10 protein-coding genes are annotated in these 11,499 nt (G+C 63.4%); 7 read left to right on the top strand and 3 right to left on the bottom strand.

Going from position 1 to position 11,499, the window contains the following annotated elements:
• The first annotated feature begins 176 nt into the window (after window positions 1–176).
• The gene (locus tag IB266_RS01265) at window positions 177–725 is read left to right on the top strand and encodes an RNA polymerase factor sigma-70 (RefSeq protein WP_024619408.1); all 549 of its coding nucleotides are present in this window, start codon (window positions 177–179) and stop codon (window positions 723–725) included.
• Between the two features lie 138 nt (window positions 726–863).
• Here IB266_RS01265 and IB266_RS01260 read toward each other — a convergent pair whose 3' ends face one another.
• From IB266_RS01260 to IB266_RS01250, 3 genes are all read right to left on the bottom strand, one after another.
• Window positions 864–1,877 (bottom strand): GNAT family N-acetyltransferase, encoded by a 1,014-nt coding sequence (locus IB266_RS01260; RefSeq protein ID WP_060738506.1) that lies wholly within the window; start codon window positions 1,875–1,877, stop codon window positions 864–866.
• A gap of 70 nt (window positions 1,878–1,947) precedes the next feature.
• Window positions 1,948–2,724 (bottom strand): substrate-binding periplasmic protein, encoded by a 777-nt coding sequence (locus IB266_RS01255; RefSeq protein WP_192260110.1) that lies wholly within the window; start codon window positions 2,722–2,724, stop codon window positions 1,948–1,950.
• Between the two features lie 115 nt (window positions 2,725–2,839).
• A complete protein-coding gene (locus IB266_RS01250; RefSeq protein WP_192259666.1) occupies window positions 2,840–3,466 on the bottom strand; it encodes a TetR/AcrR family transcriptional regulator in 627 nt (208 codons plus the stop codon).
• Between the two features lie 180 nt (window positions 3,467–3,646).
• Here IB266_RS01250 and IB266_RS01245 point away from each other — a divergent pair, with 180 nt between their 5' ends.
• The 6 genes from IB266_RS01245 (at window position 3,647) to IB266_RS01220 (ending at window position 11,492) form a co-directional block, all read left to right on the top strand.
• Window positions 3,647–5,437 (top strand): acyclic terpene utilization AtuA family protein, encoded by a 1,791-nt coding sequence (locus IB266_RS01245; RefSeq protein WP_192259664.1) that lies wholly within the window; start codon window positions 3,647–3,649, stop codon window positions 5,435–5,437.
• Window positions 5,438–5,603: 166 nt separating this feature from the next.
• Window positions 5,604–7,220 carry a geranyl-CoA carboxylase subunit beta gene (gene atuC, locus IB266_RS01240; RefSeq protein WP_192259662.1) on the top strand — a complete coding sequence of 539 codons (1,617 nt, stop codon included), beginning with the start codon at window positions 5,604–5,606 and terminating at the stop codon, window positions 7,218–7,220.
• A gap of 26 nt (window positions 7,221–7,246) precedes the next feature.
• A complete protein-coding gene (gene atuD / locus IB266_RS01235) occupies window positions 7,247–8,404 on the top strand; it encodes a citronellyl-CoA dehydrogenase (RefSeq protein ID WP_192259660.1) in 1,158 nt (385 codons plus the stop codon).
• Between the two features lie 134 nt (window positions 8,405–8,538).
• Window positions 8,539–10,509, top strand: a complete 1,971-nt coding sequence (locus tag IB266_RS01230) for an acetyl/propionyl/methylcrotonyl-CoA carboxylase subunit alpha (RefSeq protein WP_192259658.1) — start codon at window positions 8,539–8,541, stop codon at window positions 10,507–10,509.
• A 62-nt stretch (window positions 10,510–10,571) separates the two neighbouring features.
• Entirely contained in the window at window positions 10,572–11,114 is a 543-nt protein-coding gene (locus IB266_RS01225) for an exonuclease domain-containing protein (protein ID WP_192259656.1), read from the top strand.
• Between the two features lie 93 nt (window positions 11,115–11,207).
• On the top strand, window positions 11,208–11,492 hold the full coding sequence (locus IB266_RS01220; RefSeq protein ID WP_003183665.1) for a pyrimidine/purine nucleoside phosphorylase: 285 nt from the start codon (window positions 11,208–11,210) through the stop codon (window positions 11,490–11,492).
• The last annotated feature ends 7 nt before the right edge of the window (window positions 11,493–11,499 follow it).

The following is an 11,499-nucleotide window of genomic DNA, read 5'->3' as shown; positions in this document are numbered from 1 at the left end:
AGCCAGCTACCAGGCACCGCGACAATGGGTCGCGGCGCCGAAGCTGGACTTTATTACATCAATAATTCTTTTTCTCAATTGACAATCATTATCATTAAGCCTAATTTGGCGCTCGATGTGTAGGACGGGTCCGGCATCCGGACGTCCCGCTAACTTTTTGCAGCAAGGTGAATTCCATGACGGAACAAGTATCCACAAGCAGGTGCGACTCACCGTTACTCCAGGCGTTCGTCGATAACCGACTGATCCTGGTCAAGATCGCGGCGCGCATTACCGGTTGCCGGTCCCGCGCGGAAGATGTGGTGCAGGACGCCTTTTTCCGGCTGCAATCGGCACCACAGATCACCTCCTCGTTCAAGGCGCAACTCAGTTATCTGTTCCAGATCGTGCGCAACCTGGCGATCGACCACTACCGCAAGCAGGCGCTGGAACAGAAATACTCGGGGCCGGAGGAGGAAGGGTTGAACGTGGTGATCCAGGGTGCTTCGCCAGAAACCTCCCATATCAACTTCTCCACGCTGGAGCACATCGCCGACGCGCTGACCGAACTGCCCAGCCGCACCCGCTATGCCTTCGAGATGTACCGCCTGCACGGCGTGCCACAGAAGGACATCGCCAAGGAACTGGGGGTCTCGCCGACCCTGGTGAACTTCATGATCCGCGACGCACTGGTGCATTGCCGCAAGGTGTCGGGGGTTCGGGGGGATACTTTCGCCCGGCGGTGATAGGGGGTGTTAGTTGCGGCCCCATCGCGGGCAAGCCTTGCTCCCACAGTTTTTTCTGGCAGGCAGATAGTTTGTGAAGCCCGGAGCCTGTGGGAGCAAGGCTTGCCCGCGATGGCGGCCTGATGACCGCCCCTCCCCTTACATCAACCCACACCGATCAAAAAACCGCTCACGCCCCAGGATCATCAGCGCCGCGCGCTTGTGAGGGAAATCGAATTCCTTTTCACAATGGAAGCACTGGTTGTGCAGGTGCCCGATCATCCGCGCATTGTCGGCCCGGGGCTCGGCGACCACGCGCTGGGTGCGCGGGTCGTCCAGGAACAGGTAATGCACCAGCGCCGACAACCAGCTCGCCACCTTGTGCGGCCCGCGGTGCTGCTCTTCGCCCACCAGCATGTGGATGCCGCGATCGTAGTGGTCGGCTTCATAGAACGGCGCGATCCGATCCTCCTTGGCCCAATAGGCTTCGAAGTAAGCGAACGGCTGGTCATCGAAGCAACCGATCAAGGTCAAGACTCGGGGATCGGCCTGCAGCTTGCCCAGGTACTCGCGATGCTGTTCCAGACTGCCCTCCTCCTGCCAGAAGCTCGCCACTCGCGGGCTGTTCTGCCAGCGGTTGAAACGCTCCAGGTCCTGCTCGATTTCCAGGGTGCGCAACGACACCCAGGCCCCCAGCCGCGCATCGAAACGTCGATACACCTCGCCACGCGGCTTCATGGGCCGGCGTGGATGGCGGCGGCCATCGGTGATGACCATCTGTTGCGGGTAACTGCCGCTGAACGACTCCCCCAGCCAGGGCTGCGGCAATTGCCAGAACATCGTGCGCTCGCAGCGGTATTCACCGGCACGCTCCGTGACCGTCAATAAACCGCTGAGCAAGGCTTCGCCGGGGCGCTCGTCGAGGTGCCAGGTCAGGTGCTGACACTCGGGATCGCGGGCAAACAGCCAATAGCAGGCCGCCCACAGCGCCGGCCCCACCGGGCGGTCGTTGATTTCCTGCAAATGCACATGCAACTCGGGGCCACGCACAAGGCGCAGCCGGATCAGCGGCGCGCCTTCAAGCATCAGGCTCAGGTGGCGTTCGGTTTCATCGGCGCCGAGGCGACGACCACCGGGCAAAGGCAGTGTCGTCGGGTGGTTGAGGTTGGACATGGGAGCGGCTCGCGTATTCGTCGGTAGTCAACGTGTGACGTGAGCCGGGGCGGGAAATTTAGGGTCGCCTTCAATGGGAATGCATGGAGACCAGTTGGATCTGATAAGGCTGGAAAATCTTCAGCATCTGACCGTTATCCCGCAGCGTTTGCAGCAACTGTGCGAACGCTTCACTGGAAATGGGCGCCTGTGGCCGGATCAGCGCGTAATGGTGGTAAACCTGATCGATGCGCTCAGACACCAGCAGCTGCGGGCCGACTTCGGGATTGCGCAGCACGTAATCGTTGAGGTACGAACGGGTCACCAGGGCGATATCCGCCCGCCCACGCAAGACCATCAGCAGATTGCTGTCGTGGGAATACGTCAGCGTGGCGTTGTATTGACCGGCGAGAAACTTGGGGTCGGCGTTGAATTCGGCAAAGGCGTAGTGATAGCCGCTGAACAACGCCAGGCGCTTGCCCCTGAGGTCGGCGAAATAACTTTGCTGGCGCTCCGGCTGGCGCTGGGCGACGAAGACTTCCGCATCTTCCAGGCCCATGTCCACCGACGTGTGTGGCACATCCTGCCAACCCCATTCGGGGTTCTCGAAAATGGCCATGTCGACCCGGCCCTGCTTGAAATCATTGAACCGGCGCGGGATCGACGTCGGCACCAGGACGAACTGGTAGTCGCTTTGCGACTGGTTCAAGGCCTCCACCATCTGCGGCAGCAGGCCGGTGTCGGCACCGTTCTCGGGACGAACGGTATAGGGTGGAAAGTGTGCCGCGCCGATCCGCACCAGTTGCGCCGCCTCGATCGGCAACGCCAGGAAAACGGCCAGGGTGGCCAGCAGTACACGGGAGGTCATCCCCATCGGCGAAAACGTCAAGATAACCCACTCCCCAAAAGTCCCCATCACTACAATCAAGCTAGGCGGTTTCAGCCGCTTAGCCAGCCATGCGGCCATTTAAAGCGCCGTTCGATTATTGTTTTTCTTCAAGCACCAGGATCAGGGCCTGCTCGGCCAGTTCATCGAGGCTCAGGCTGCCTTCGGCGCGAAACCAGGTGGTGGTCCAGGACAACGCCCCCGTGAGGAACCGCCGGGTAATGGGCACGTCCCCGCGAATATACCCGGCCTCCTTGGCCTGGCCCAAGACCTCGAGCCACAAGTCTTCATATGTATCACGCAGGGCCAGCACGTGCCGCTGTCCGTCCGGCGAGAGCGAACGCCATTCATAGACCAGCACCGCCATGGCCTCGCCAGTGCCACCCATGATCGACTGCAATTCGCAGCGAATCAGCGCCAGCACCCGTTCGCGCACGTTGTCGGCCTCGGCCAGGGCAGCGCGCATCAATGCGGTGTTGTAGCGGATGGTTTCTTCCATCACCGCCCGCAGGATGTCGTCCTTGCTCTTGAAATGGTGAAAGATGCTGCCCGACTGGATGCCCACGGCGCTGGCCAGGTCGCGCACCGTGGTGCGCTCGAAGCCCTTGTTGCGAAACAGGTGGGCGGCAGTCTGGAGCAGTTTGCCGCGCGCACTGTCCGGGTCGGTCAGTTGCCCGTTGTCGACCAGCTCACGCATCACGCCCTGGGCTTTTTGCTCGTCCACCCATTCTCTCCTACAGTCGATCAACCAACGCATCGCCACTGCACAGCAAACCATCGGTGGCGCGGGCAATTTAAGCCGAGCGAAGCAACCAAGCAAGCGCTCGGCCAGAAGAACCGGCAACCGTTTACAAACCAAGCGCTTGCTTGGTAGTCTCGAGCCACCTTTGCCGGAGGGAACGCCATGCCCAAAACGATCCGAATCGGTTGCGCCAGCGCCTTTTGGGGCGACACCTGCACCGCGGCGGCGCAACTGGTCGAGGGCGGTGCGCTGGATTACCTGGTGTTCGACTATCTGGCCGAAGTCACGATGTCGATCATGGCCGGGACGCGCCTGAAAGATGCTTCGAGCGGCTATGCCACGGACTTCATCGAGGTCCTCACCCCGCTGCTCCAGCGTTTGCATGACGACAGGATCCGAGTCATCAGCAACGCCGGCGGGGTCAATCCCCAGGCCTGTGCGAAGGCTCTGCAAGCAGCCTGCGATCAGGCCGGCGTAGCGCTGAAGATTGCCGTGCTGCTGGGCGATGACCTGCAACCGCAACACGAACGGCTCGCCGCCCAGGGCATCGACGAGATGTTCAGCGGCGAGCCCCTGCCTCCCGCGTGTGTGTCCATCAACGCCTACCTCGGCGCACCCGGCATCGTCGAGGCGTTGCGCCTGGGCGCCGATGTAGTGATCACCGGCCGCGTGGTGGACAGTGCCGTGGTCAGCGCCGCCCTGGTGCATGAGTTCGGCTGGGCCTGGGACGATTACGACAGATTGGCCCAGGCCGCGCTCGCGGGCCATCTCATCGAGTGTGGCGCCCAGTGCACGGGCGGTAATTTTACCGACTGGCGGGCTGTGCCGGATTACGAGCACATCGGCTTTCCCATCGTCGAGGTCAGCGCCGATGGCCAGTTCATTGTCACCAAGACCGAAGGCAGCGGCGGGCTGGTCACGCCGTTGACCGTCGGCGAGCAGTTGCTCTACGAAATCGGCGACCCGCAAGGTTACCTGCTGCCCGACGTGATCTGCGATTTCAGCCAGGTCAGGTTGATCCAGCAGGGCAAGCACGCCGTGCGCGTCCACGGGGCCAGGGGCCTGCCGCCCAGCGACCGGTACAAGGTCTGCGCCACCTGGCTGGACGGCTGGCGCTGCACCGCCACCTGCCTGATCGCCGGCATCGATGCGGTGGCCAAGGCTGAACGGGTCAGCCAGGCGATCGTCGCCAAGACCTCACAGCTGTTGCGCCAACGTGGCTGGGCGCCCTACAGCGACGTGAACATCGAACTGCTGGGCAGCGAAGCCACTTATGGCCAGCACGGCCAGCGCCGGGACAGCCGTGAGGTGGTGATCAAGCTGGCGGTACGGCACCCGGATAAACAGCCGCTGGTGCTGTTTTCCAGGGAAATCGCCCAGGCCGCCACTGGCATGGCGCCGGGACTGACCGGCCTGGTCGGTGGCCGGCCGACGGTGTCGCCGTTGATTCGCCTGTTCTCGTTCCTGATCGACAAAACCACCTGTCGGCTCGCCATCGAACTCGACGGCCAGCACCACCCTTGCTCCCTGCCCGCTTTCGAACCGCTGCACACCACCGATCTGCCGATCGCCCCGGCCCCGCCCAAACCCCAGGGTCAGGCCGACGCCAGCGTGCCGCTGATCAAACTGGCGGTGGCGCGCTCCGGCGACAAAGGCAACCACAGCAACATTGGCGTGATCGCCCGGGAACCCGAATACCTGCCCTGGATCGCCGAGGCGCTGACCCCGGAGGTGATGGTCGACTGGATGAGCCACGTGCTCGACCCGCTGCTGGGCCGGGTCGAACGCTGGTACCTGCCAGGCACCCACAGTTTGAATTTCCTGCTGGAAAACGCCCTCGGTGGCGGCGGTGTCGCCAGCCTGCGCATCGATCCCCAGGGCAAGGCGTTCGCCCAGCAGTTGCTGGAGATTCAGATACCGGTGCCGCAAAGCATTGCCGATCAGGTCGGCTAAGGGCGGTCGCCATGGCAAATAAACGATCAGCAGCCCCTGTGGCGAGGGAGCTTGCTCCCGCTGGGTTGCGCAGCGACCCCGGCTTTTGCGATTGCGGCGCAATCGAGCGGGAGCAAGCTCCCTTGCCACAGGGCTTCGCTGATCCGTTCCAACACGAGGAGTCTGCATGCCGGTCATCGAATCGCACCTGGATCCCCACAGCGCTGACTTCGCACGCAACCACGCGGCGATGCTGGCCGGTGTCGAACAACTGCGCCAACTCGAACGGGCCGTGCTGGCGAAAGCCGCCCAGGCCCAGGACAAGTTCGACCAGCGCGGCCAACTGTTGCCACGCCAGCGCCTGAACCTGCTGCTGGACCCCGGCGCACCGTTCCTCGAGTTGGCGAGCCTGGCCGGCTACAAACTCCATGACGACAAGGACGGCAGCCAGGCCGGCGGCGGCCTGATCGCCGGGATCGGCTACGTGTCCGGGGTGCGGGCACTGGTGGTGGCCAACAACAGCGCGATCAAGGGCGGCACGATTTCCCCCAGCGGTTTGCACAAGACCCTGCGCCTGCAACAGATCGCCATGGAAAACAAACTGCCGGTCATCACCCTCGCCGAAAGTGGCGGCGCCAATCTCAATTACGCGGCGCGGATTTTCGTCGAAGGCGCGCGCTGCTTCGCCAATCAGGCACGTATGTCGGCCATGGGCCTGCCGCAGATCACCGTAGTGCATGGCTCGGCCACGGCCGGCGGCGCTTATCAGCCGGGTTTGTCGGATTACGTGGTGGTGGTGCGCGACAAGGCGCGGCTGTTCCTGGCCGGGCCGCCGTTGCTCAAGGCCGCGACCGGCGAAGTGGCCAGCGAAGAGGAACTGGGCGGTGCGCTGATGCACGTGCAGGTGGCCGGCACTGCCGAATACCTGGCGGAGAACGACGCCGATGGCATACGCCTGGCCCGGGAAATCCTCGACTTGCTGCCCTGGAATGCACAATTGCCGCCACAGCCCGAACGGACCTGGACGGAGCCGCTCTACCCCGCCGACGAATTATTGGGACTGGTGCCCGACGACCCGAAGAAACCCTATGACGTGGGGGAAATCATCGCCCGCATCGCCGACGGCTCGTATTTCCTGGCCTTCAAAAGCGAATTCGACACCCAGACGATTTGCGGTCACCTGCACATTCGCGGCCATGCCTGCGGCCTGATCGGCAACAACGGCCCCATCACGCCACAGGGAGCGGCCAAGGCGGCGCAGTTCATCCAGTTGTGCGATCAGAGCCGCACGCCGTTGCTGTTTTTGCACAACACCACCGGGTTCATGGTCGGCACCGAGTCGGAGCGACAAGGGGTGATCAAGCATGGCGCCAAGATGATCCAGGCCGTGGCCAATGCCCGAGTGCCCAAGCTGACCGTCGTGGTAGGCGGCTCCTATGGTGCTGGCAACTACGCCATGTGCGGCCGCGGGCTTGACCCGCGCTTCATCTTCGCCTGGCCCAACAGTCACACCGCCGTGATGGGCGGCGCCCAGGCCGGCAAGGTCCTGCGGATGGTCACCGAGGCCACGCAACTCAAGAACGGCCTGAGCCCCGACCCGAAGATGCTGGACCTGCTCGAGCAAACCACCGCGCAGAAACTCGACAGCCAATCCACCGCCCTCTACGGCAGCGCCAGCCTGTGGGACGACGGGCTCATCGACCCGCGCGACACCCGCACCTTGCTGGGCTTGCTACTGGACATCTGTCACGAGTCCGAGCAGCGGCCACTGCAAGCCAACAGCTTCGGCGTGGCCCGCTTCTGAGCGCAACCTCCAGGAGAACAATAAAAATGATCTTCACCCAGGAACACGAAGCGCTGCGGCGCACCGTCCGCCAGTTTGTCGACCACGACATCAATCCCTACGTCGACGAATGGGAGCGGGCCGGACGTTTTCCCATCCACGAGATTTTCCGCAAGGCCGGCGAGTTGGGCCTGCTGGGTATTTCCAAGCTGCAGGCCTTCGGCGGCATGGGCCTGGACTACAGCTATTCGATCGTCGCGGCCGAGGAATTCGGCACTATTCATTGCGGCGGCGTGCCAATGTCCATCGGCGTGCAGACCGACATGTGCACCCCGGCCCTGGCCCGTTTCGGCTCCGACGAGTTGCGCGAAGCGTTCCTGCGCCCGGCTATTCGCGGCGAACAGGTGGGCTGCATCGGCGTCTCGGAAGTCGGTGCCGGCTCCGACGTCGCCGGCCTCAAGACCACGGCGCGCAAGGACGGCGACGACTACGTCATCAACGGCAGCAAGATGTGGATCACCAATGCGCCGAGCGCTGACTTCATTTGCCTGTTGGCGAATACCTCGGACGACAAGCCCCACATCAACAAATCGCTGATCATGGTGCCGATGCGCAGCGCCGGCATCAGCCTCGGCCAGCATCTGGACAAACTCGGCATGCGCAGCTCGGAAACCGCCCAGGTGTTTTTCGACGACGTGCGGGTGCCACAACGCAATCGCATCGGCCAGGAAGGTGCCGGGTTCATGATGCAGATGCTGCAATTCCAGGAAGAACGCCTGTTCGGCGCGGCCAACATGCTCAAGGGCCTGGAGCATTGCATCGACAGCACCATCGAGTACTGCAAGGAGCGCAAGACCTTCGGCACGGCCCTGATCGACAACCAGGTGATCCACTTCCGCCTGGCGGAACTGGCCAGCGAAATCGAATCCCTGCGGGCGCTGGTCTACCAGGCCACCGAGCAGTACATCCACGGCCAGGATGTCACGCGACTGGCCTCGATGGCCAAGCTCAAGGCCGGACGCCTGGCCCGGGAAACCACCGACAGTTGCCTGCAATACTGGGGCGGCATGGGCTTCATGTGGGACAACCCGGTCGCCCGCGCCTATCGCGACGTACGGCTGGTGTCCATCGGCGCCGGCGCGGACGAAATCATGCTGGGCATCATCTGCAAGCTCATGGGCATTTTGCCAGGGAAGAAAAACTGAGTACATCGCCTGTCAGACCGCCATCGCGAGCAAGCTTTGCTCCCACAGGCTAATGCACTCACTGGGTATTGTGGGAGCAAAGCTTGCTCGCGATGAGGCCCAAACAGACACCACAAGACTCCAGGAATGCCCCCATGCCCGCCTTCAGCAAAATCCTCATCGCCAACCGCGGCGAAATCGCCTGTCGCATCCAGCGCACCGCCCAGGCCCAGGGTTATCGCACGGTGGCGGTGTTCAGCGAGGCCGACGCCGATGCGCTGCACGTGCGCATGGCCGATGAAGCCGTGCTGATCGGCCCGGCCCCGGTGCAGCAGTCCTACCTCGACCCCTTGGCCATTCTCGAGGCGGCCCGGCGCAGCGGCGCCGATGCGATCCACCCCGGCTACGGCTTTCTTTCGGAAAATGCGCGGTTCGCCCACGCCTGCGCGCAGGCTAGCCTGGTTTTCATCGGCCCCAGCCCCGAGGCCATCGAACTGATGGGCAGCAAGCGCCGGGCAAAAATCGCCATGATCCAGGCCGGTGTTCCCTGCATCGCCGGTTACCAGGGCGCCGCCCAGGACGACGACACGCTGCAGCGCGAAGCCGGGCGCATCGGCTACCCGCTGATGATCAAGGCCAGTGCCGGTGGCGGCGGCCGCGGCATGCGCCTGGTCCAGCGCGCCGAGGACCTGCTGGAGCAGTTGCGCAGCGCACGCTCGGAAGCCCTGCACGGCTTCGGCAGCGACGAGTTGATCCTCGAACAAGCCTTGATCGATCCGCGGCATGTGGAAGTGCAGATCTTCGGCGACCACCACGGCCAGTTGATCCACCTGGGTGAACGGGACTGCTCGATCCAGCGGCGCCACCAGAAAATCATCGAGGAAGCGCCCTGCCCGGTCATGACCGCCGACCTGCGCCGGGCCATGGGCGAGGCGGCACTCAAGGCGGGGCGCGCAGTGCATTACGTCGGTGCCGGGACCGTGGAGTTCCTGCTCGCGGCGGACGGTCGGTTTTACTTCCTGGAGATGAACACGCGCCTGCAGGTCGAGCACCCGGTCACCGAGTTGATCACCGGCCTGGACCTGGTGGCCTGGCAATTGGACGTCGCCGCCGGCAGGCCGCTGCCCCTGTGCCAGGAGCAGGTGACGCTCAGCGGCCATGCCCTGCAAGTGCGGTTGTACGCCGAGGACCCAGCGGCGGATTTCCTGCCCCAGACCGGGCGCTTGGTTGGCTGGGAGCCCCCCATCCGCGACGGTGTACGAGTCGACCATGGCCTGCAGCAGGGCCAGGCCATCACGCCGTTCTACGATTCGATGCTGGGCAAACTCATCGTCCACGGCGCCACCCGCGACGAAGCACGCCGCAAACTGTTGCGAGCGGTGGAGGATTGCGTGCTGCTTGGGGTCCAGAGCAACCAGCGCTTGCTCGCCGGCTTGCTGGCGCATCCGCGGTTCATCGACGGCGACTTCAACACCGGCTTCATCGGCCAGCATTTTGCCAATCATGCGGCGCTTCTACCCCTTGAGCCCTCGGTCGAACAACTGGCCATCGCCACCGCGGCGTTTTATCAGGCATCGCAGGCACGGCATGCACCCGGCCTGGGCGGGTGGCGCAACAGCATCGGCACGGCGCTGCATTATCGGATCGGCGTCGGGGAGCGCGACTGGGTGCTGAGCCTTGAAACCGAAACCGACGGGACACTGAACATCCGCAGCGCCGGGCGCTTGATCGAGCTGAGGCTGCTCGACGTTGATGCGCAGGGCGCAACGCTGGTCATCGACGGGATTGGCCAGCGCCATGCCTGGCGCCTCGAAGGCCACGATCTCTGGCTGTCCACCCGCCCCGGCGGCCTGCACCTGCAAGACCGGACCCTGGCCCCCGTCGCCAGCAAGGCCAGTGCCAGTGCCAGTACGCTCCTGGCGCCCATGGACGGTGCCATTGTCGAGGTACTGGTCAGCGAAGGCAGCCCGGTGCGCCAAGGCCAACTGCTGATGGTGCTCGAAGCGATGAAAATGGAGCACCCACTCAAGGCAGGCATCGACGGGGTGGTCAGGCAATTGCAGGTCACACAAGGTGATCAGGTGAGAAAACGCCAGCTTTTGTTGCGCGTTGAAACAGCCCACTAGTCGGATGCCTGGGGTTTGACTACGCTCAAACCCATCAGCACGCCGATACCGGGAACCCTGCAATGCCTCACTGGCTGGTGATTGATCTGGAGGCCACCACCGATGAGGGTGGCTGGCCGGTAACCGAAATGGAAATTATCGAAATCGGCGCCACGCTGGTGAATCGTGACGGCCGCGAAGTGGATCACTTCCAGCGCTTCGTGCGGCCCCTGAGACGACCGCTGCTCACGCCTTTCTGTCGCGAACTGACCCACATCACCCAGGCCAATATCGACGGCGCCGCGCCCTTGACCGAGGTCTGGCCGGCGTTCGAGCGCTGGCTGGCGCCGTATCATCCGAAGCTGGAAAGCTGGGTCAGTTGGGGCGACTACGACCGCAAGCAACTGCTTCAGGAATGGCAGCGCCAGCAGTTGCACAGTGTCCTCGCCCAGGTGTCGCACATGAACCTCAAGCAACGCTTCGCCAAGGCCCGTCGACTGGAACGACCGCTGGGCCTCAATGGCGCGCTGCAACTGGCGGGCCTGCAATTTTGCGGGCAACAGCACCGCGCCCTGGAAGATGCCCGCAATACCGCGCGATTGTTGCCCCTGGTGCTTCCGGGTTGAGCGGCGTCCACTTCCCGGCGCGGCAGATGACGAATGTTGCAGCCTTGTGCATACTGGCCGGCCTTTTTCAGCCCCTTTTTCGAGGAATCGCCCATGTTTAAAGTCAACGAGTACTTCGACGGCACCGTCAAGTCGATCGCTTTTGGCACTGCCGAAGGCCCCGCGACCATCGGCGTCATGGCACCGGGCGAATATGAGTTCGGCACGGCCCAACGGGAAATCATGCACGTCGTCTCCGGCGCCCTGACCGTGAAGCTGCCCGACAGCACCGATTGGGAAACCTTCGCGGCCGGCAGCCAGTTCAATGTACCGGCCAACAGCAAGTTCCAGCTCAAAGTGGCCGTCGACACCGCTTACCTGTGTGAGTATCGCGGCTGATTAAGCG

The sequence above is a fragment of the Pseudomonas sp. Pdm06 genome, assembly GCF_014851795.1.
GTDB classification, from domain to species: domain Bacteria; phylum Pseudomonadota; class Gammaproteobacteria; order Pseudomonadales; family Pseudomonadaceae; genus Aquipseudomonas; species Aquipseudomonas fluorescens_AA.
This window is presented reverse-complemented; position numbering and strand designations above follow the sequence as displayed.

What these genes read in the sequence shown, in the direction of transcription:
- IB266_RS01265 (WP_024619408.1), top strand. Translation starts at nt 177, where the DNA reads ATGACGGAACAAGTATCCACAAGCAGGTGCGACTCACCGTTACTCCAG.
- IB266_RS01260 (WP_060738506.1), bottom strand. Translation starts at nt 1,877, where the DNA reads ATGTCCAACCTCAACCACCCGACGACACTGCCTTTGCCCGGTGGTCGT.
- IB266_RS01255 (WP_192260110.1), bottom strand. Translation starts at nt 2,724, where the DNA reads ATGACCTCCCGTGTACTGCTGGCCACCCTGGCCGTTTTCCTGGCGTTG.
- IB266_RS01245 (WP_192259664.1), top strand. Translation starts at nt 3,647, where the DNA reads ATGCCCAAAACGATCCGAATCGGTTGCGCCAGCGCCTTTTGGGGCGAC.
- atuC (WP_192259662.1), top strand. Translation starts at nt 5,604, where the DNA reads ATGCCGGTCATCGAATCGCACCTGGATCCCCACAGCGCTGACTTCGCA.
- atuD (WP_192259660.1), top strand. Translation starts at nt 7,247, where the DNA reads ATGATCTTCACCCAGGAACACGAAGCGCTGCGGCGCACCGTCCGCCAG.
- IB266_RS01230 (WP_192259658.1), top strand. Translation starts at nt 8,539, where the DNA reads ATGCCCGCCTTCAGCAAAATCCTCATCGCCAACCGCGGCGAAATCGCC.
- IB266_RS01225 (WP_192259656.1), top strand. Translation starts at nt 10,572, where the DNA reads ATGCCTCACTGGCTGGTGATTGATCTGGAGGCCACCACCGATGAGGGT.
- IB266_RS01220 (WP_003183665.1), top strand. Translation starts at nt 11,208, where the DNA reads ATGTTTAAAGTCAACGAGTACTTCGACGGCACCGTCAAGTCGATCGCT.